19 protein-coding genes are annotated in these 19555 nt (G+C 61.1%); 13 read left to right on the top strand and 6 right to left on the bottom strand.

Features of this window, described 5'->3' with window-relative positions:
• Positions 1–110: 110 nt before the first annotated feature.
• From mreC to tldD, 7 genes are all read left to right on the top strand, one after another.
• On the top strand, positions 111–1142 hold the full coding sequence (mreC, locus tag ACVWSC_RS23570) for a rod shape-determining protein MreC (protein ID WP_442109446.1): 1032 nt from the start codon (positions 111–113) through the stop codon (positions 1140–1142).
• Complete coding sequence (mreD, locus tag ACVWSC_RS23565; RefSeq protein ID WP_442109445.1) at positions 1142–1630, top strand: rod shape-determining protein MreD; 489 nt, start codon at positions 1142–1144, stop codon at positions 1628–1630. Before mreC ends, mreD begins: the two co-directional genes overlap by 1 nt.
• A gap of 34 nt (positions 1631–1664) precedes the next feature.
• Positions 1665–2267 carry a Maf family protein gene (locus ACVWSC_RS23560; protein ID WP_442109444.1) on the top strand — a complete coding sequence of 201 codons (603 nt, stop codon included), beginning with the start codon at positions 1665–1667 and terminating at the stop codon, positions 2265–2267.
• Between the two features lie 76 nt (positions 2268–2343).
• Positions 2344–3801, top strand: a complete 1458-nt coding sequence (rng, locus tag ACVWSC_RS23555; protein WP_442109443.1) for a ribonuclease G — start codon at positions 2344–2346, stop codon at positions 3799–3801.
• Between the two features lie 85 nt (positions 3802–3886).
• Positions 3887–7696: a YhdP family protein gene (locus tag ACVWSC_RS23550; RefSeq protein WP_442109442.1), complete on the top strand. Its 3810-nt coding sequence runs from the start codon at positions 3887–3889 to the stop codon at positions 7694–7696.
• Between the two features lie 14 nt (positions 7697–7710).
• On the top strand, positions 7711–8562 hold the full coding sequence (locus ACVWSC_RS23545; RefSeq protein WP_442109441.1) for a carbon-nitrogen hydrolase family protein: 852 nt from the start codon (positions 7711–7713) through the stop codon (positions 8560–8562).
• A 2-nt stretch (positions 8563–8564) separates the two neighbouring features.
• Positions 8565–10004, top strand: a complete 1440-nt coding sequence (tldD, locus tag ACVWSC_RS23540) for a metalloprotease TldD (protein ID WP_442109440.1) — start codon at positions 8565–8567, stop codon at positions 10002–10004.
• Between the two features lie 42 nt (positions 10005–10046).
• On the opposite strand, the gene yjgA is transcribed toward tldD, so the two are convergent.
• Positions 10047–10568 carry a ribosome biogenesis factor YjgA gene (gene yjgA / locus ACVWSC_RS23535; protein ID WP_442109439.1) on the bottom strand — a complete coding sequence of 174 codons (522 nt, stop codon included), beginning with the start codon at positions 10566–10568 and terminating at the stop codon, positions 10047–10049.
• Between the two features lie 108 nt (positions 10569–10676).
• On the opposite strand from yjgA, the gene pmbA reads away from it, so the two are divergent.
• The 6 genes from pmbA to ACVWSC_RS23505 all read left to right on the top strand — a co-directional run bounded on the left by pmbA (position 10677) and on the right by ACVWSC_RS23505 (position 16027).
• The gene (gene pmbA, locus ACVWSC_RS23530) at positions 10677–12023 is read left to right on the top strand and encodes a metalloprotease PmbA (RefSeq protein ID WP_442109438.1); all 1347 of its coding nucleotides are present in this window, start codon (positions 10677–10679) and stop codon (positions 12021–12023) included.
• A 232-nt stretch (positions 12024–12255) separates the two neighbouring features.
• Positions 12256–12657, top strand: coding sequence for a FagA protein (locus ACVWSC_RS23525; protein WP_442109437.1), 402 nt, complete (start codon positions 12256–12258; stop codon positions 12655–12657).
• A complete protein-coding gene (gene fumC, locus ACVWSC_RS23520; protein WP_442109436.1) occupies positions 12650–14026 on the top strand; it encodes a class II fumarate hydratase FumC in 1377 nt (458 codons plus the stop codon). The genes ACVWSC_RS23525 and fumC overlap by 8 nt, the downstream gene beginning before the upstream one ends.
• Before the next feature lie 20 nt (positions 14027–14046).
• Complete coding sequence (locus tag ACVWSC_RS23515) at positions 14047–14508, top strand: hypothetical protein (protein ID WP_442109435.1); 462 nt, start codon at positions 14047–14049, stop codon at positions 14506–14508.
• Positions 14509–14510: 2 nt separating this feature from the next.
• A complete protein-coding gene (locus tag ACVWSC_RS23510) occupies positions 14511–15122 on the top strand; it encodes a superoxide dismutase (protein WP_442109434.1) in 612 nt (203 codons plus the stop codon).
• Positions 15123–15133: 11 nt separating this feature from the next.
• A complete protein-coding gene (locus ACVWSC_RS23505) occupies positions 15134–16027 on the top strand; it encodes a ZIP family metal transporter (RefSeq protein WP_442109433.1) in 894 nt (297 codons plus the stop codon).
• A gap of 16 nt (positions 16028–16043) precedes the next feature.
• Here the strand turns inward: ACVWSC_RS23505 and ACVWSC_RS23500 are convergent, their stop codons facing one another.
• From ACVWSC_RS23500 to ACVWSC_RS23480, 5 genes are all read right to left on the bottom strand, one after another.
• Positions 16044–16316: an HPr family phosphocarrier protein gene (locus tag ACVWSC_RS23500; RefSeq protein WP_442109432.1), complete on the bottom strand. Its 273-nt coding sequence runs from the start codon at positions 16314–16316 to the stop codon at positions 16044–16046.
• 20 nt (positions 16317–16336) lie between these two features.
• On the bottom strand, positions 16337–17191 hold the full coding sequence (rapZ, locus tag ACVWSC_RS23495; protein WP_442109431.1) for an RNase adapter RapZ: 855 nt from the start codon (positions 17189–17191) through the stop codon (positions 16337–16339).
• A 3-nt stretch (positions 17192–17194) separates the two neighbouring features.
• Positions 17195–17659, bottom strand: coding sequence for a PTS IIA-like nitrogen regulatory protein PtsN (gene ptsN / locus ACVWSC_RS23490; RefSeq protein WP_442109430.1), 465 nt, complete (start codon positions 17657–17659; stop codon positions 17195–17197).
• A 12-nt stretch (positions 17660–17671) separates the two neighbouring features.
• On the bottom strand, positions 17672–17980 hold the full coding sequence (gene hpf / locus ACVWSC_RS23485) for a ribosome hibernation-promoting factor, HPF/YfiA family (RefSeq protein WP_133217063.1): 309 nt from the start codon (positions 17978–17980) through the stop codon (positions 17672–17674).
• A gap of 77 nt (positions 17981–18057) precedes the next feature.
• Positions 18058–19551, bottom strand: coding sequence for an RNA polymerase factor sigma-54 (locus ACVWSC_RS23480; RefSeq protein WP_442109429.1), 1494 nt, complete (start codon positions 19549–19551; stop codon positions 18058–18060).
• Between the last annotated feature and the right edge of the window lie 4 nt (positions 19552–19555).

Raw genomic sequence — 19555 nt, 5'->3', positions numbered from 1 at the left:
TTCCGTCAATTCCTAAGCAGGCCGGTGCGTTCGTATGAATGACCTCTTGAATCGTCGTCCACGAGGAGCGGCTTATTAAACCGCTTTTCGCCAAGGGCCCTTCACTGGGTGTGCGCGTGCTCGTGCTGGTTGTGCTGGCGATCACCCTGATGGTGGTCGATGCGCGCTTTACCCTGCTCAAACCGGTGCGTAGCCAGATGGGACTGGTGCTGATGGAGTCCTATCACATCACCGACTTCCCACAGAGTCTGTGGCAGGGTGTTGCCAGCCAGTTTGGCAGCCGCACCGAGCTGATCGCCGAGAACGAAAAACTCAAGACCGAAGCCTTGCTGATGCAAGGGCGTGTGCAGAAACTGGCCGCCCTGACCGAGCAGAACGTGCGCCTGCGCGAGTTGCTCAATTCGTCGGCACTGGTCAACGAGAAGGTCGAAGTCGCCGAGCTGATCGGCGTTGATCCCAACCCGTTCACCCACCGTATCCTCATCAACAAGGGCGAGCGTGATGGCGTGGTGCTTGGCCAGCCGGTGCTCGATGCCCGCGGGCTGATGGGACAGGTGGTCGAACTGATGCCTTACACCGCACGGGTTCTGTTGCTGACCGATACCACCCATAGCATTCCGGTGCAGGTCAACCGTAACGGTTTGCGGGCGATTGCCAGCGGTACCGGTAACCCTGAGCGTCTGGAGTTGCGCCATGTGGCGGACACCGCAGACATCAAGGAAGGCGACCTGTTGGTCAGCTCTGGCTTGGGCCAACGTTTCCCGGCGGGCTATCCGGTAGCCACGGTCAAAGAAGTGATCCACGACTCCGGTCAACCGTTCGCGATCGTACGGGCAATCCCCACCGCAGCGCTGAACCGCAGCCGCTACCTGTTGCTGGTGTTCACCGACAGCCGTACCCCCGAGCAGCGTGCCACTGATGCCGCCATGGCTCAGGAAGCGGCTGACCGCCAGGGCCTGCCGGGCAGCACCGAGGCCACAGCGCCAGGTGCAGCAGCCCCGGCTCCCGGAGCCGCTGCAGCCACGCCAGTTACGCCAGCCACGGCGCCCGCTGCTGCACCTGCAACACCGGTGAGTACGCCAGCGCCTGCCCCGGCTGCGGCCAGCGGCGCTGCCCCGACCCCTTCCCGGGAGAGACACTGATGGTGAGTACTCGCAGCCGAAACGGCTGGGTGGTCTGGCTGACATTCCTGTTGGGCCTGCTGCTCAGCGTTTCGCCGTTGCCGCAATTCATGGAAGTCTTCCGGCCGATGTGGCTGGCCTTGCTGCTGGCCTTCTGGACCTTGGCCTTGCCGCACAAGGTCGGTATGACCACAGCCTTTATCCTGGGCCTGGCCGAAGACGTGTTGTACGGCACGTTGCTGGGGCAGAACGCTCTGGTCCTGACCCTGATCACCTTCCTGGTGCTGACCTTGCAACAACGCCTGCGGATGTTCCCGATGTGGCAGCAAAGCCTGGTCATCCTGGTGATATTCGGATTGGCCCAGCTGGTGCAGCTGTGGCTGAGTGCCCTGACGGGCAACCGCCTGCCGACCCTGGCGCTGATCTGGTCGGCAGTCATCAGTGCGTTGCTCTGGCCGTGGATCAGTTTCGCCCTGCGTGGGCTGCGTTTACGCCTTAGCATCAACTAAGCCCGCTACCCGACGTTGACAGGGAGAAGTCACGATGACCCCGTTGTACCTGGCCTCTGCTTCACCCCGCCGTCGGGAACTGCTGACCCAGATCGGCGTTCCCTTCACCACCCTCAGCGCCGCGGTCGATGAAACCCCGTTGCCGGGCGAGGCTGCACCCGCTTATGTCGAGCGTCTGGCCCGGGCCAAGGCCAGTGCCGGCCTGGCGGCGTTAGCGCCTGATGTCGCCACCCGGGTAGCGATACTGGGTGCAGACACCGCCGTGGTGCTCGATGGGCGGATTCTCGGAAAACCTGTCGATCGCGACGATGCCCTGGACATGCTGGCGGCGCTCTCGGGTCGTGAACATCAAGTGCTCACGGCCGTTGCCGTGGCGGATCAACAGCGCTGCCTTAGCGTATGTGTGACTAGCGACGTGCGTTTCGGCCCGATTTCGAGCACACAGGCACAGGCCTACTGGGCGAGCGGCGAGCCGTTGGACAAGGCCGGTGCCTACGCGATCCAAGGGTTGGGTGCGGTGTTCGTACAACGCATCGAAGGCAGCTACTCCGCGGTGGTGGGCTTGCCGCTGAATGAAACCGCTGAGTTGCTGGCGCAATTTGCCGTCCCTTGCTGGCAATTGGCGTCGGCCCGTTAATCGAGGTACAGCACGCTGCTAGCCAGCCGCCCGCGGGCGATCCATCATTACTGAAGTCCTTTGACGAGAGCCGGCCATGAGTGAAGAGATTCTGATCAATATCACACCGATGGAATCACGCGTGGCGGTGGTGGAGAACGGTGTTCTTCAGGAAGTGCATGTAGAGCGCACTCAGCGGCGTGGCATTGTCGGCAACATTTACAAGGGTAAAGTGGTTCGCGTATTGCCAGGGATGCAGGCGGCATTCGTGGACATTGGCCTGGATCGAGCGGCCTTCATTCACGCGTCGGAAATCTCCCAGCGTGAAGGCTCGTCGGTCGAAAGCATCAGTGCCCTGGTGCATGAAGGGCAAAGCCTGGTGGTGCAGGTCACCAAAGACCCGATCGGTTCCAAAGGCGCGCGGCTGACCACTCAGCTGTCGATCCCTTCGCGGTACTTGGTGTACATGCCACGCACCAGCCATGTCGGCATCTCCCTGAAGATCGAAGACGAAGCCGAGCGTGAGCGCCTCAAGCAGGTGGTTACCGACTGCGTTGCCCAGGAAAACATCCAGAACGCCGGCGGCTTTATTCTGCGTACGGCGGCCGAGGGTGCCGGTGCCGATGAAATCCTCATGGATATCCGTTATCTGCGCAGGCTCTGGGACCAGATTGGCGCGCAGATCAAAACGGTGGGCGCACCTACCGAAATCTATGAAGACCTGGGCCTGGCCCTGCGTACCCTGCGCGATCTGGTGAACCCGAAAATCGAGAAGATCCGCATCGACTCGCGGGAAACCTTCCAGAAAACCACGCAGTTTGTCGGCGAACTGATGCCAGAAATCGCTGACCGCCTGGAGCACTACCCGGGTGAGCGGCCGATTTTTGACCTGTATGGCGTTGAAGACGAGATCCAGCGTGCGCTGGACCGCAAGGTGCCGCTCAAGTCCGGCGGCTACCTGGTGGTCGATCCGGCAGAAGCGATGACTACCATCGACGTCAACACCGGTGCCTTCGTCGGCCATCGCAATCTTGAAGAGACCATTTTCAAGACCAACCTGGAAGCCGCTACCGCGATTGCCCGGCAGCTGCGTCTGCGCAACATCGGCGGCATCATCATCATCGACTTCATCGACATGGAAGATGAAGAGCATCAGCGCCAGGTGTTGCGGACCCTGGAAAAGCAGCTTGAGCGCGATCATGCCAAAACCAACATTATCGGTATTACCGAGTTGGGCTTGGTGCAGATGACGCGCAAGCGCACCCGCGAAAGCCTGGAGCAGGTGCTGTGCGAACCCTGCCTTTGCTGTCAGGGACGCGGCAAGCTGAAAACCCCAGAGACAGTTTGTTACGAGATTTTCCGCGAAATTCTCCGCGAAGCCCGTGCCTATCAGGCTGAAGGCTATAGAGTGCTGGCCAACCAGAAAGTGGTCGATCGGCTGTTGGACGAAGAGTCAGGTAATGTGGCTGAACTTGAGACCTTCATTGGTCGCACCATTCGTTTTCAGGTCGAATCCATGTACTCCCAGGAGCAATATGATGTGGTGCTGCTCTGACGTCTGAAGGTACCTGGCTGTTGCAAGGGCTGGCAAAGCGCCCGGTTGCGGCCATAGTTAAGGCACGATCCGGAGGGCCATTGCCATGGAGCGTCTGATCCGCGTTCTGGGCGCGATGACCCGCTGGGGCCTGGGCATCTGCGCCTTGCTGGCGGTACTGGTGGCGCTGTATGTCAGCCTTGGCCGAGAACTGGTGCCACTGGTGGCCGAGTACCGCGCCGAAGCCGAAGACAAAGCCGAGCAGGCCTTGGGCATGCCTGTGCACATTGGCAGCCTGGAAGGTCACTGGAGTGGCCTCGCGCCAGTGCTGGCGATTAACGATATTCAGGTTGGCGAGGGTGTCACCGCGTTGCGCCTGGATGGGGTCAAGGTGGTGCCGGACCTGTGGGCCAGCCTGATGGATCGTCAGCTGCGCCTGGCAAACCTGGAAGTGGGTGGCCTGCAGCTAAGCCTGCGTGAGGACGAAAACGGCGCCTGGCGCTTGGACGGACTGCCGAAAACCGATGATCAGCCGCTGGACCCGCAGCAGGTGCTGCAACGTATGCAGGCGGTGTCGAAGATCACCGTGCTCGACAGCCAGATCACCCTCGAGCCCTACCAGCGCGACCCGCTGACCCTTACTTATGTGAACCTCGGCTTGCAGACCGGCAGCGTACGCCAGCGTCTGGATGCCCGCCTGACCTTGCCCGATGGTCAGCCGCTGGCGTTGAGCCTGCGCAGCCGTATTCGCGCAGCGCACTGGCGCGATGCTGAAATCGAAGCCTACCTCAGCCTGCCACAGAGCGATTGGGCGCGCTGGCTCCCGCCGCGCATGCTGGGGCAATGGCAGGCCAAGGAACTCAAGGCCGGTGGTGAGTTCTGGTTGAACTGGGGCAAGGGCCAGGTGCAGAGCGCCGTGGTACGCCTCAATGCTCCGCAGCTGCGCGGGGCTTATACCGGCCGTGAGCAGGCCAGTATCGAGAACCTCGCCGTCAACGCCTGGTTCCAGCGTCAGACCCAGGGCTTTGATGTGCAGCTCGACTCGCTTGCCATGAGCCTGGGCAAGACCCGCTGGGAGTCGCACCTGCAGCTCAATCAGAGCGCCGCCACTGAAACCAGCGAAGAAACCTGGAAAATCCAGGCGGATCGTCTCGACTTGACGCCGCTGACACCCCTGATCGAATCCTTGGCGCCACTGCCAGACAATGTAATGGCGGTGGTTGAGGGGCTGAACGTCAAAGGCCTGCTGCGCAATGTCCAGCTGGATATCCGCCCAAAAGCGACCGGCGACCAGCGCCTGAGCTTTGCCGCCAATCTCGAACGGGTCGGCTTTAGTGCCTACCACGGTGCGCCAGCGGCGGGGAACGTCAGCGGCAGCATCAGCGGCGACCTCGGGCACGGTGAACTGCGTCTGGATACCGACGCGTTCATGCTGCACCTGTACCCGATCTTCGCCAAACCCTGGAATTACCAGAAAGCCAACGCACGCCTGACCTGGCGCCTGGACCAGGAAGGTTTCACGCTCATCGCCCCCTACCTGAAAGTCCTGGGCGAAGAGGGCAAGATTGCCGGCGACTTCCTCATTCGCCTGTTGTTCGATGAAACGCGTGAAGACTACATGGACTTGCGTGTCGGCCTGGTCGAAGGCGATGGCCGCTACACCGCCAAGTACTTGCCCGAGGTGTTGAGCCCGGCGCTCGACGAATGGCTGCGTACCGCCATTCTCAAGGGCGCGGTCGATGAAGGCTACTTCCAGTATCAGGGCTCGCTCAACCATGGCGCTGCCGAGCAGGCACGCAGCATCAGCCTGTTCTTCAAGGTGCATGACGCCGCGCTCGACTTCCAGCCTGGCTGGCCGCAAGTGCAGCAGGTGAACGGTGAGGTGTTCATCGACGACGACGGGGTACGGGTAAACGCCAGCCGCGGGCAGTTGCTCGACACCCAGGTCAGCGATGTGCGGGTCAATATTCCGCATGTCGCCAGCGGTGAGCACAGCCATATGTACCTGGACGGCGCATTCGACGGTGGCCTGGGCGACGGCTTGAAAATCCTCCAGGAAGCACCAATTGGCACTGCCGCGCTGTTCGCTGGCTGGGAAGGTCAAGGCAAACTCAAAGGCAAACTCAAACTCGACGTGCCTTTGGCTAAAGGCCAGCAACCGCAAGTAGTGGTGGATTTCGATACCAGCGACGCACGCCTGAAAATTGCTGCCCCGGAGCTTGAGCTCAAGCAGCTCAAGGGCGCTTTCCGTTTTGATTACGGCAAAGGGCTCAGCGGACAGAACATCAGCGCCCGGGTCTTCGACAAACCCATCACCGCACAGATTTTTGCCGAAGGTAAACCTGGTGAGCTGCAAACGCGTGTTCAGGCCAAAGGGCAGGTGGCCCTGTCGGCGCTGACCCAATGGTTGCAGGTCAAGCAGGCGCTGCCATTGGCCGGGGAAATTCCCTATCAACTGCAGCTCAACCTGGGTAGCCGTGACAATCAGCTCAAGGTTGACTCCAGCCTCAAGGGCCTGGCCATCAACCTGCCAGCGCCGTTCGGCAAAAGTGCCGATGAAACCCGCGACAGTCAGTTCGGCATGTCCTTGCAAGGGCCTGAGCGGCGCTTCAATTTCAGCTATGCCAATGTGGCTAACGCGCTGTATGCCGCCCCCATGGACAAGCTGGATCAGGGACGTGGCGAGCTGGTGTTCGGCAGTGGCAGCGCGCAGTTGCCGAGTGCGCAGGGTGTGCAGGTGCGTGGCAGTTTGCCAGAGCTGGACTTGGCGCCCTGGCAGCAACAAATGGACGGTATGACCGGTAATGACCCGAGCGGCAGTGCCCGTCAGCTGTTACGCGGCGTTGACCTGAGCATCGGCCGCCTCAAGGCTGCCGGCCTTGAACTGAACCAGGCGGTGGTACGTCTGGTGCGCAATCCGAACAACTGGTCGTTGCGCCTGGACAGCAAGGAAGTCATCGGCAACGCTCGTATGCCGGACGCCAAAGGTGCACCGCTGGTGGTGAACCTGCAGACCTTACACCTGCCGCCGCAGGATCCCGCCGAGGTCACCGTCCCTAACGCCCCCGACCCGATGGCGGCCATCGATCCGCGCAAGATTCCGTCGATTGACCTGAACGTCGACAAGCTGTTTCGTGGCGATGACCTGCTCGGCAGCGCAGCAGTGAAAGTGCGCTCCAGTGCCAAAGGCATCACCCTCAACGACCTGGACCTCAACCTCAAGGGCCTGCAGATCGACGGCAGCGGCGCCTGGGAAGGCGCTCCGGGCGCCAGTAGCAGTTGGTACAAAGGGCGCCTCGAAGGCAAGAACCTGGCTGACGTGCTCAAGGCGTGGAATTTTGCTCCTACCGTCACCAGTCGCGATTTTCGTCTGGATGCCGATGCCCGCTGGCCTGGATCGCCCGCCTGGGTGAGCCTGGCCCGGCTTTCCGGCAGTCTCGATGCGGCCTTGCGCCAAGGCCAGTTTGTCGAGGTCGAAGGCGGCGCTCAGGCCCTGCGGGTGTTTGGCTTGCTCAACTTCAACTCGATTGGCCGCCGTTTGCGCCTGGACTTTTCCGACCTGTTCGACAAAGGCCTGAGCTATGACCGGGTCAAAGGCCTGCTGGTGGCCAGCGAAGGTGTGTATGTTACCCGCGAGCCGATCACCGTCACCGGGCCGTCGAGCAACTTTGAGCTTGATGGTACGTTGGACATGGTGCGCGACCGCGTCGATGCCAACTTGCAAGTGAGCTTGCCGATATCCAACAACCTGCCGCTGGCCGCGCTGATTGTCGGCGCGCCGGCCGTCGGTGGTGCACTGTTTCTGGTCGATCGCCTCCTCGGTGACCGGGTGGCGCGTTATGCCAGTGTGCATTATCGCGTCGAAGGGCCGGTGAAAGAGCCTAAAATCAGCTTTGTAAAACCGTTCGACAAGTAATGTCAGGAGCGTGCATGAAGGCAGCAGTCATTCAGATGGTCAGTCAGAGCGATATCCTGGCCAACCTGGAGCAGGCGCGGCGCCTGCTCGAACAGGCGGCAGAGGGCGGTGCGCGGCTGGCGGTGTTGCCAGAGAATTTTGCTGCCATGGGGCGGCGCGACAGTGCTGCCATCGGCCGTGCCGAAGTCTTGGGCCAGGGGCCGATCCTGCCGTGGTTGAAACAGACTGCCCGCGACCTCAAGTTATGGGTGGTGGCCGGCACGCTGCCGTTGCCGCCCGAAGGGCTTGCCGACGCCAAGTCGCACGCCTGTTCGCTGCTGATTGACGAGCATGGCGAGACGGTTGCGCGCTACGACAAGCTGCACCTGTTCGATGTCGATGTTGCCGACAACCGCGGCCGTTATCGGGAGTCTGACGATTATGCCCACGGCAGCCAGGTGGTGGTGGCAGACACCCCAATCGGGCGGCTGGGTTTGAGCGTATGTTATGACTTGCGCTTTCCTGAACTGTACAGCGCCTTGCGCGCCGCCGGCGCCGAAGTGATCACTGCTCCGGCGGCATTCACCGCAGTGACCGGGGCGGCGCATTGGCATGTGCTGATTCGTGCGCGGGCAATCGAAACCCAGTGCTACGTGCTGGCCGCCGCCCAGGGCGGTACACACCCGGGGCCACGGGAAACCTATGGACATGCGGCAATCGTCGATCCCTGGGGGCGTATCGTCGCCGAACAGGACTGCGGCGAGGCCGTGCTGCTGGCCGAACGCGACAGCAGCGAACAGGCGTCCATTCGGGCGCGGATGCCGGTGGCCTTGCACCGGCGCTTTTTCTCGCAGGACGCCTTGCGGCCTGCGCACACCTCGGAGTGACTATGAGCGAGATGTTATCCACTGTCAGCGAGCACTTGCTGGCGCCGGGAGGGCTGACCCTCGATAGCCTGCAGTCAGTGCTGGGAGAGTTGGCCGGACCGGGTATCGATGCTGCCGACCTGTATTTCCAAGGGCAGATTTCCGAATCCTGGGCGCTTGAAGACGGCATCGTCAAAGAAGGCAGCTTCAACCTCGACCAAGGCGTGGGTGTACGTGCCCAGTCCGGTGAGAAAACCGGTTTCGCCTACAGCAACGCGATCAACCTCGAAGCGCTGACATCGGCGGCGCGTGCCGCGCGCTCGATTTCCCGCGCTGGGCAGAACGGCACTGTGCAGGCCTTCAAAAGCCAGGACGTGGTCCAACTGTATGGCACCGACAACCCGCTGGAAGTGATCAGCCGCGCCGAGAAGGTCGAGCTGCTCAAGCGTGTTGATGCCGCTACCCGCGCCCTGGACCCACGGATTCAGCAAGTCACCGTGAGCATGGCCGGGGTCTGGGAGCGCATCCTGATCGCCGCCGCCGACGGTAGCCTGGCAGCCGATGTGCGTCCGCTGGTGCGCTTCAACGTCAGTGTGATCGTTGAGCAGAACGGCCGGCGTGAGCGTGGCGGTCATGGCGGTGGCGGGCGTACCGACTATCGCTATTTCACCGACGAGCGGGTGATGGGCTTTGCCCGTGAAGCCCTGCGTCAGGCCCTGGTCAACCTGGAGGCAATTCCGGCGCCAGCGGGCACCCTGCCAGTGGTGCTGGGGTCCGGCTGGTCTGGCGTGCTGCTGCATGAAGCCGTGGGGCACGGCCTGGAAGGCGACTTCAACCGCAAGGGCAGCTCGGCCTACAGCGGCCATATGGGTGAGAAAGTGGCGTCGAGCCTGTGCACCATTGTCGACGACGGTACCCTGGAAGGCCGTCGTGGCTCGCTGAGCGTGGACGACGAAGGTACCCCCACCGAATGCACCACGCTGATCGAGAACGGCATCCTCAAAGGCTACATGCAGGACAAACTCAATGCCCGCCTGATGGGCATGGCAGTCACCGGTAACGGTCGCCGTGAGTCCTATGCCCACTTGCCCATGCCGCGCATGACCAATACCTACATGCGCGCAGGCGAAAGCGACCCTGAAGAAATCATCAAATCGGTCAAGCGCGGCATCTACTGCGCCAACCTTGGCGGCGGTCAGGTGGATATCACCAGTGGCAAGTTTGTCTTCTCGACCAGCGAAGCCTATCTGATCGAAGACGGCAAAATCACTGCACCGGTCAAAGGCGCGACCCTGATTGGCAATGGTCCCGAAGCCATGAGCCGGGTGTCGATGGTCGGCAACGACCTGTCGCTGGACAGTGGTGTGGGGACGTGTGGCAAGGATGGTCAGTCGGTGCCGGTTGGCGTTGGCCAGCCAACCCTGAAGATCGATGCGATTACCGTGGGTGGCACGGGCGCATGAGGATGAAACCGGGCGGGCAGGGCGCCTGCCCGGTCGCGGGGCTCAACGCAGGCCGCGTTGAACCTCGTCCAGGGTGCGAATGTACTTGAAGATCTTGCGGCTGGCGCTAGGCGGCTTGTTGGTTTTCAGCTCATGCTGGGCCTGGCGGATCAACGAGCGCAGTTGCTGGCGGTCGGCTTCCGGGTATTCCTGGACGAACTTCTCCAGGACTTCATCGGTGCCGTCGATCAGCCGGTCGCGCCAGCGTTCAAGGCCGTGGAAGCGCTCGTTGTACTGGCGAGAGGAGGCATCGAGTTGCTCAAGCAGTGCATTGATCGCGTCGATGTCCTGGTCGCGCATCAGCTTGCCGATGAACGAGCGATGACGGCGTTTAGCCTCGTTCGCCGTGTGCCGCTTGTGCTCTTCGAGGGCCGCGCGCAGCTCGTCGGTCAGAGGCAGTTTGGCCAGGGTGTCGGGCTTGAGCGTGGTAAGGCGCTCGCCCATCTCGACCAACGCCTGCATTTCGCGCTTGATCTGGGTTTTGCTTTTTTCGCCTTCGAAGGCGGTGTCGTAAGAATCAACCATGGGGGCAGTCCGCTGAGAATCGCCGCCATGATAACCAGTCGGGGGCCGCTTGTCCGGCCCGGTCGTAGATTGACCCGTGCCGAACGCAGAATTTGAGTGGAGAAAACCATGAGTTCAGTCCAGAGCGTAGGTCCACAGGCCCTGCCAGCGTTGCAGGAGCAGGTTGAGCAGATCATTGCCGAAGCCAAGCGCCAGGGGGCCAGCGCCTGTGAAGTGGCGGTGTCGCTGGAGCAGGGGTTGTCGACTTCGGTGCGTCAGCGTGAAGTGGAAACCGTGGAGTTCAACCGTGACCAGGGTTTTGGCATCACCCTGTACGTCGGCCAGCGCAAAGGCTCGGCCAGCACTTCGGCCAGCGGCAGCGAGGCGATTCGCGAAACGGTCGCGGCGGCATTGGCGATTGCCAAGCACACCTCCGAGGACGATTGCGCCGGCCTTGCCGATCCAGCCTTGATGGCGCGTGATCTGCCGGACTTCGACCTGTATCACAATTGGGACATCACCCCGGAGCAGGCTATTGAGAAAGCGCTGGCCTGCGAAGCGGCCGCATTCGATACCGATGCGCGGATCAAAAATGCCGACGGCACCACGCTCAATACCCACCAGGGTTGCCGTGTGTATGGCAACAGCAACGGTTTTATCGGTGGCTATGCCTCGACCCGCCACAGCCTGAGCTGCGTGATGATTGCCGAAGCCGACGGGCAGATGCAGCGGGACTACTGGTATGACGTCAATCGCCAGGGTGAATTGCTGGCCGATCCACGCAGCATTGGCCAGCGCGCAGCGCAGCGGGCTGCCAGCCGCCTGGGTGCGCGTCCGGTACCGACCTGCGAGGTGCCGGTGTTGTTCTCCGCCGAGCTGGCTGGGGGCTTGTTTGGCAGTTTCCTGTCGGCGATTTCTGGCGGCAACCTGTACCGCAAGTCATCGTTCCTCGATGGCGCCATGGGCCAGCGCCTGTTCCCCAGCTGGCTGACCCTGGATGAGCGGCCACACTTGATGCGTGCCCTGGGCAGTTCGGCGTTCGACGGCGATGGCCTGGCGACCTACGCCAAACCGTTCGTCGAGAAAGGTGAGCTGGTCTCCTACGTGCTGGGTACTTATTCCGGACGTAAACTCGGCCTGCCGAGCACCGCCAACGCCGGTGGTGTGCACAACCTGTTCGTCACCCATGGCGTTGAAGATCAGGCAGCGCTGATTCGGCGCATGGGGCGTGGGCTGCTGGTGACCGAACTGATGGGGCATGGATTGAACATGGTCACCGGTGACTATTCACGCGGCGCGGCGGGTTACTGGGTGGAGAACGGCGAGATTCAGTTTGCCGTTCAGGAAGTCACGATTGCCGGCAATATGAAAGACATGTTCCAGCAAATTGTCGCGATCGGTAATGATCTGGAAACCCGTAGCAACATCCATACTGGCTCGGTACTGATCGAACGCATGACCGTGGCTGGCAGCTAGATCCTCTGTGGGAGCAACTGTCTTGCTCCACCTGTGGGAGCGGGCTTGCCCCGCGAGGCGATGGGGCTGACAGACCGCTATCGCGGGGCAAGCCCGCTCCTACAGCAATTAGCCCCCACCTACAGGCAACATCAGAGAAGCCCGGCCTTGTGTCGGGCTTTTTGTTTTTCTGCTTTTGCATCCTTGAACTGATTCTGATTATCAATTAATAATGAATATCATTATCTAGGCGATGATGTTCATGAAATCCGTCCTTCACGAATTGCCCTACCTCGAAAACTGGCGCTGGCTCAGCCGCCGCATCCGTTGCGCGATGGAGCCGGACGAGCCGCGCTTGATCGATCACTACCTGGCCGAAGGTCGTTATCTGGTGTGTTGCACCGATACCTCTGCCTGGACCGTCGCCCTGACTTCATTCCGCCTGCTTCTGGACACCGCTTGCGACCAAATGCTGCCTTGGCATTGGCGCTGCCTGTGCCTGGACCAGGCCTGGAAGCCACTGTTGCAGCTACGCAAGCTCGACGGTGGTGAGCACGGCCAGCGTTGGCAGCCATTTGCCCTGCAATTGGCCAACTGCACGCTGCTGCCTTCCATTTCTTTCGCTGAACTGATGCAAGGACTTGATGATGAGTAATACCCGTATCGAGCGTGACAGCATGGGTGAACTGCAGGTGCCGGCCGAGGCCCTGTATGGCGCTCAAACCCAGCGCGCGGTGAACAACTTCCCGATCAGCCAGCAGCGTATGCCAACCCAGTTCATTCGGGCGCTGCTGCTGGCCAAGGCCGCTGCGGCCAAAGCCAACATCGAACTGCAGCAACTGGACGAAGGGCAGGGCACTGCCATCGTCAAGGCGGTTGAACAATTGCTGGCCGGTGACTTCATCCAGCACTTCCCGGTGGACATCTACCAGACCGGTTCGGGCACCAGTTCGAACATGAACGCCAACGAAGTCATCGCCACCCTGGCCAGCCGGATCCTCGGCGACACGGTCAACCCGAACGATCACGTCAACTGTGGGCAAAGCAGCAACGACATTATCCCCACCACGATCCACGTGAGTGCGGCGCTGGCGTTGCATGAGCAGCTGCTGCCAGCGCTCAAGCACCTGGTGCAGGTCATCGAGCGCAAGGCGGTAGAGGTTCACCCCTTCATCAAGACCGGCCGTACCCACTTGATGGATGCCATGCCGGTGCGCATGAGCCAGGTGCTCGGCGGCTGGGCGGCGCAAATCAGGGGCGCCATCGCGCACCTGGAGTCGACTTTGCCGGCGCTGCAGGCACTGGCCCAGGGCGGCACTGCCGTGGGTACCGGTATCAACGCTCATCCTGAGTTTGCCGGACGATTCAGCCAGCAGCTCTCTGCGCTGACCAAGGTGCCGTTCACCCCGGGGCAGAACCTGTTCGCCCTGATCGGCTCGCAGGACACTGCGGTTGCCCTGTCGGGTCAGCTGAAAACCACGGCGGTAGCGCTGATGAAGATCGCCAACGACCTGCGCTGGATGAACTCCGGACCGCTGGCAGGCCTGGGAGAGATTGAATTGGAAGGCTTGCAGCCCGGTTCGTCGATCATGCCTGGCAAGGTCAACCCGGTGATTCCGGAAGCCACCGCCATGGTCGCCGCTCAGGTTATCGGCAACGACGCCACCATCGCCGTGGCCGGGCAGTCGGGCAACTTCGAGCTCAATGTGATGCTACCGATCATTGCCCAGAACCTGCTCAGCAGCATCGAGTTGATGGCCAATGTCAGCCGCCTGCTCGCCGACAAAGCGATTGCCAGCTTCAAGGTCAACGAGCCCAAGCTGAAAGAAGCCTTGGCGCGTAACCCGATCCTGGTCACCGCCCTGAACCCGATCATCGGCTACCAGAAAGCTGCGGAGATCGCCAAGACCGCCTACAAGCAGGGGCGTCCGATCATTGAGGTGGCCCTGGAGCACACCGATCTGCCACGCAGCCAGCTGGAAGTGCTGCTCGACCCGGAAAAGCTCACGGCTGGCGGTATCTGATACCGCACTGGAGGTTTGTCATGCAGCACTGGAAACGCACCACCGAAATTGCCAATCGCCTGTTCGATCAAGGCGAACTGGTCGATGCCCGCGAGTTGTATCTCCAGGCCCTGGCCTTGGCCCAGGTGTTGTTCGAGCGCTGGCATGACGCCGACGAAGCGGTGGCGGTGTGTGTGATTGCACATCACAACCTGGCCGACCTGCACTTGCGTTTGAACCAGCCGCAGGAGAGCGCAGAGTACCTCTGCGCCATCCACCAGCGGTTGTTGCAAGCCATGCAGGACCCTCGGCTGGCGCCAGCGCTGCGCGAAGCGGCGCTGCGCCACAGCAGCAAGACCTACACCGAATTACTGAATTTCATCAGTGAGTACGGCCAGTACCCGCGTACTGAGCGCCTGCTCCATCGCCATGGCCCTCAGCCGGTGGTTATCGCCGGTCAGGAACGCGCAGGGTCTTCAGCTCATCATTACGGAATCCACTGATAATGCCTCATACCTTGCCTGCATTGCCTTACGCCTACAATGCGCTGGAACCGCACATCGACACCCAGACCATGCAGATTCACCACAGCAAGCACCACCAGACCTACATCAATAACCTCAATGCAGCGCTTGAGGGCACCGAATGGGAAAAATGGCCGGTCGAGCAACTGGTGGCCGCAGTCAAACAACTGCCGCAGAACCTGCAGGCCGCAGTGATCAACCAGGGTGGCGGCCATGCCAACCATTCGCTGTTCTGGACGGTCATGTCGCCTCAGGGCGGTGGTGAGCCCCAAGGCTCGGTCGCCAAGGCGATTGATGAGCAATTGGGTGGCTTCGATGCCTTCAAGGAGGCGTTTACCAAGGCTGCACTCACCCGCTTCGGCAGCGGCTGGGCCTGGCTCAGCGTTACCCCGGAGAAGAAACTGGTGGTGGAAAGCAGTGGCAACCAGGACAGCCCGTTGATGAACGGCAACACGCCGATTCTGGGGCTGGACGTGTGGGAACACGCTTACTACCTGCTGTACCAGAACCGCCGTCCTGAATACATCAGCGCCTTCTACAACGTGATCGACTGGTCCGAAGTAGAGCGTCGCTACACCGCCGCCCTCGTGTGAGTCGAACCGGTATGCGCTCGGATGTGATGTCCATTGGTAGTGTGCGCCTGTTTCGCCTGGCGCTGGGGACCTTGTTGCTACTGGTCGGCTGTGCCTTGCTGGTGGCAAAAGGGTTTGCCTGGCTAGACCTTGAGCCGCGGATGATGCGTGCGCTTGAAGGCGGTGCCTTGTGCGCGCTGGGAACGGCATTGGGCGCGGTGCCGGTGCTGGTGATCCGGAGCATGCCGGTAGCCTTGGCCGATACCTTGCTAGGTTTTGGTGCCGGGGTAATGCTGGCGGCCACTGCATTTTCCCTGATCATTCCGGGGCTGGATGCTGCCGCCGCAATTGGCCTGGGGAAATGGGGCGCTGGGGGACTGATCAGTTTCGGTCTGCTGCTTGGCGCCTTCTGCCTTTACCTGGTCGATCTAAAAGTATCCGGCGCCTCACCTGAGGCCTTGGTGGGCAGTACGCAGCAGCCGGTGATCGCTGCACGGATCTGGGTGTTCGTGATCGCCATCATTGCCCACAACATTCCCGAAGGCATGGCCATTGGCGTGTCGGCGGGCGGTGGCATGCCGGATGCCGATAGCCTGGCGATGGGCATCGCCTTGCAGGATGTACCCGAAGGCCTGGTCATTGCGCTGGTGCTGGCTGGGGCCGGGATGGCGCGCTTCAAGGCGTTTGCCATTGGTGCGGCGTCCGGGTTGGTCGAGCCGTTGGCGGCAGTGATCTGCGCCTGGCTGGTGACGGTGGCCGAGTTGTTGCTGCCGTTAGGGCTAGCCTGTGCGGCGGGCGCGATGTTGCTGGTGGTGACTCAGGAAATCATTCCTGAATCACGCAGCAATGGCCATCATCGCCTGGCGAGCCTGGGGCTGTGCATTGGCTTCTGTTTGATGATGGTGATGGATACGGCGATGGCGTGAGGCGAAGCGAGGGCGGTTACTCGCCCTCGTCAAAGTAGTTGTTGATCAGTTCGACCAGCGCATCGAGTGCTGCGTCTTCTTCTTCACCCTCAGTGTGCAGGTGCACCTGGGTGCCTTTACCGGCGGCGAGCATCATCACCGCCATGATGCTCTTGCCGTCGATCATTTTTTCTGGCGCACGACCGATACGCACTGCACAGGGGAAGCGTCCGGCCACGCCGACAAACTTTGCCGCAGCCCGGGCGTGCAGCCCCAGCTTGTTGATGATGGTGATTTCACGAGCGGGCATCGCGGCGGTGGTCCTGTGGGCTAGAGGTCGCGGTGGCGAACCTGGACGTTCTTCAGAGATTGCTGCAGCAACTGGCCCAGGCGCTCGGTGAGGTACACCGAACGGTGGTGACCACCGGTACAGCCAATGGCAATGGTGACATACGCGCGGTTACTGGCGGCGAAGCGCGGCAACCACTTGAGCAGGTAACTGGAGATGTCCTGGAACATTTCCTCGACATCGGGCTGGGCGGCCAGGTACTCGATCACTGGCTGCTCCAGGCCGGAATGCTCACGCAGCTCCGGTTTCCAATACGGGTTGGGCAGGCAGCGCACATCGAACACCAGGTCGGCATCGACCGGCATGCCGCGCTTGAAGCCGAACGACTCGACCAGAAACGCAGTACCGGGCTCCGGCTGGTTCAGCAGACGCAGTTTGATCGAGTCACGCAACTGATACAGGTTCAGGTTGGTGGTGTCGATTTTCAGGTCGGCAAGGTCGGCAATCGGCCCCAACAAGTCACTCTCGACCCGGATCGCTTCGGCCAGCGAGCGATTGGCGTTGGTCAGTGGGTGACGTCTGCGGGTTTCGGAAAAACGCTTGAGCAGGGTGTCTTCATCGGCGTCCAGGTACAGTACATCGCACTGGATATGCCGACTGCGTGCATCTTCAAGCAGCTCGGGGAAGCGTGTCAGGTGGCTGGGCAGGTTGCGGGCATCGATCGATACCGCCACTTTGGGCTGCATCAGCTCGGTGTTGATCAGGGCATTTTCCGCCAATTGCGGAAGCAGCCCTGCCGGCAAGTTATCGATGCAGTAGTAACCGTTGTCCTCCAGAACTGCGAGGGCGGTGCTCTTGCCGGAGCCGGATCGGCCACTGACGATAATTAGGCGCATAGTTTAAAGCCCGTTTTGTGCGTCCAGTACAACCTGGTACAGGGCTTCACTGCTATCGGCGGCACGCAGCCGGTCACGCACGACCTTTTGGTCAAGCATGCTGGCAATTTGGCGCAAAAGCTCAAGGTGCGCATCGGTGGCCGCTTCTGGAACCAGCAGGACAAACAGCAAATCGACCGGGGCGCCATCGATGGCGTCGAAGTCGATCGGTGCATCCAGGTGCATCAGGGCGCTGATGGGGGATGAGCAGCCTTTGAGGCGGCAATGTGGAATGGCAATGCCATTACCAAAACCAGTCGACCCGAGTTTCTCCCGGGCAACCAGGCTTTCAAAAACGTCTTGCATCTCCAGGTCCGGGGCTTCCCGGTTGATCAGCGTGGCGATTTCCTGGAGTACGCGCTTTTTACTGCCACCCGGCACGTTCACCAGGGAACGGCCGGGGGTCAGGATGGTTTCAAGTCGGATCATGGATGAGGGGGATCAGCGGGCCGCTGCACCTTGCAGCAGGCTTTGCTGTTTTTCCTTGTGTTTTTTCAGTTGGCGGTCGAGCTTGTCGGTCAAGGCGTCGATCGCTGCATACATGTCTGAGTGTTCGGCATTTGCAACCACTTCGCCGCCGGGAATAAACAGCGTCGCTTCAATTTTCTGCTGCAGTTTCTCGACCTTCATGATCACCGTTACGTTGGTGATCTTGTCAAAGTGTCCTTCCAGCCGCTTCAGTTTCTGTTCGACGTACTCGCGCAGCGGTTGGGTGACTTCTACATGCTGTCCACTGATATTGACTTGCATACAGCTTCTCCTTTGTTGCCCGTGCATAAGAGGCAGGTGTTGCGCCTGCCACTGAACTGCGGTGGTTATCTCAGGGGCTACATCAGTCGCTTGCGTTCACTCGACGGTGCGATGCCGAGGGACTCGCGGTACTTGGCGACGGTGCGACGGGCTACCTGGATACCTTGTGCCTCCAGTAAACCAGCGATCTTGCTGTCACTCAATGGCTTTTTCTGATTTTCCGCAGCAACCAGTTTTTTGATGATCGCGCGGATCGCTGTAGACGAGCATTCACCGCCTTCGGAGGTGCTCACGTGGCTGGAGAAAAAGTACTTCAGCTCGTAAATTCCGCGCGGGGTATGCATGTATTTCTGGGTGGTGACCCGGGAAATGGTCGACTCGTGCATGCCCACCGCTTCAGCGATGTCGTGCAGCACCAGCGGCTTCATGGCTTCGTCGCCATGGTCGAGGAACCCGCGTTGGTGCTCGACGATCTGGGTGGCGACCTTCATCAGGGTTTCGTTGCGGCTTTGCAGGCTCTTGATGAACCAGCGGGCTTCCTGCAACTGGTTGCGCATGAAGGTGTTGTCGGCGCTGGTGTCGGCGCGGCGGACGAAGCCGGCGTACTGCGGGTTGACCCGCAAGCGTGGCACGGCTTCCTGGTTGAGCTCGACCACCCAGCGCTCGCTGTCTTTGCGCACGATGACATCGGGCACCACGTACTCAGCTTCACTGGATTCGATCTGCGAGCCGGGGCGTGGGTTGAGGCTCTGAACCAGTTCGATGACCTGGCGCAGCTCGTCTTCCTTGAGCTTCATGCGGCGCATCAGCTGGCTGTAGTCGCGGCTGCCGAGCAAGTCGATGTAGTCACGTACCAGGCGCTGTGCCTCGGCCATCCACGGGGTGCTGGCGGGCAGTTGGCGCAGTTGCAGCAGCAGGCATTCGCTGAGGTTGCGGGCGGCGACGCCGGCAGGCTCGAATTGCTGAATGCGGTGCAACACCGCTTCAACTTCATCGAGCTCGATATCCAGTTCGGGGTCGAACGACTCGCAGATTTCCTCGAGGGTTTCGTCGAGGTAGCCCTGGTTGTTGATGCAGTCGATCAGGGTGACGGCAATCAGCCGGTCAGTGTCGGACATCGGCGCCAGGTTCAACTGCCAGAGCAGGTGGCTTTGCAGACTCTCGCCCGCCGAAGTACGGGTGGTGAAGTCCCACTCGTCATCGTCGTTGCTGGGCAGGCTGCTGGCGCTGGTCTGGTAGATATCTTCCCAGGCGGTGTCGACCGGTAGCTCGTTGGGAATGCGCTCGCTCCATTCGCCGTCTTCCAGGTTGTCCACGGTTTGCGTGGTTTCCTGGAAGCTGGTGTCCTGAACTTCGGCAACAGGCTTGTTCTCGGCGTTGTCGGCCATCGGGTCGCTGTTGTCGAAGTCGTCGCCGTCTTCCTGACGTTCGAGCATCGGGTTGGATTCCAGCGCTTCCTGGATTTCCTGCTGGAGGTCCAGGGTAGACAGCTGGAGTAAGCGGATGGCCTGTTGCAACTGCGGGGTCATCGTCAGTTGCTGGCCCATTCTTAGGACGAGCGATGGTTTCATGGCA

Source organism: Pseudomonas sp. NUPR-002, from assembly GCF_056322725.1.
This window is presented reverse-complemented; position numbering and strand designations above follow the sequence as displayed.

Coding starts and splice junctions, on each gene's coding strand:
- mreD (WP_442109445.1), top strand. CDS start 1,142: ATGGTGAGTACTCGCAGCCGAAACGGCTGGGTGGTCTGGCTGACATTC.
- ACVWSC_RS23560 (WP_442109444.1), top strand. CDS start 1,665: ATGACCCCGTTGTACCTGGCCTCTGCTTCACCCCGCCGTCGGGAACTG.
- rng (WP_442109443.1), top strand. CDS start 2,344: ATGAGTGAAGAGATTCTGATCAATATCACACCGATGGAATCACGCGTG.
- ACVWSC_RS23550 (WP_442109442.1), top strand. CDS start 3,887: ATGGAGCGTCTGATCCGCGTTCTGGGCGCGATGACCCGCTGGGGCCTG.
- ACVWSC_RS23545 (WP_442109441.1), top strand. CDS start 7,711: ATGAAGGCAGCAGTCATTCAGATGGTCAGTCAGAGCGATATCCTGGCC.
- tldD (WP_442109440.1), top strand. CDS start 8,565: ATGAGCGAGATGTTATCCACTGTCAGCGAGCACTTGCTGGCGCCGGGA.
- yjgA (WP_442109439.1), bottom strand. CDS start 10,568: ATGGTTGATTCTTACGACACCGCCTTCGAAGGCGAAAAAAGCAAAACC.
- pmbA (WP_442109438.1), top strand. CDS start 10,677: ATGAGTTCAGTCCAGAGCGTAGGTCCACAGGCCCTGCCAGCGTTGCAG.
- ACVWSC_RS23525 (WP_442109437.1), top strand. CDS start 12,256: ATGATGTTCATGAAATCCGTCCTTCACGAATTGCCCTACCTCGAAAAC.
- fumC (WP_442109436.1), top strand. CDS start 12,650: ATGAGTAATACCCGTATCGAGCGTGACAGCATGGGTGAACTGCAGGTG.
- ACVWSC_RS23515 (WP_442109435.1), top strand. CDS start 14,047: ATGCAGCACTGGAAACGCACCACCGAAATTGCCAATCGCCTGTTCGAT.
- ACVWSC_RS23510 (WP_442109434.1), top strand. CDS start 14,511: ATGCCTCATACCTTGCCTGCATTGCCTTACGCCTACAATGCGCTGGAA.
- ACVWSC_RS23505 (WP_442109433.1), top strand. CDS start 15,134: ATGCGCTCGGATGTGATGTCCATTGGTAGTGTGCGCCTGTTTCGCCTG.
- ACVWSC_RS23500 (WP_442109432.1), bottom strand. CDS start 16,316: ATGCCCGCTCGTGAAATCACCATCATCAACAAGCTGGGGCTGCACGCC.
- rapZ (WP_442109431.1), bottom strand. CDS start 17,191: ATGCGCCTAATTATCGTCAGTGGCCGATCCGGCTCCGGCAAGAGCACC.
- ptsN (WP_442109430.1), bottom strand. CDS start 17,659: ATGATCCGACTTGAAACCATCCTGACCCCCGGCCGTTCCCTGGTGAAC.
- hpf (WP_133217063.1), bottom strand. CDS start 17,980: ATGCAAGTCAATATCAGTGGACAGCATGTAGAAGTCACCCAACCGCTG.
- ACVWSC_RS23480 (WP_442109429.1), bottom strand. CDS start 19,551: ATGAAACCATCGCTCGTCCTAAGAATGGGCCAGCAACTGACGATGACC.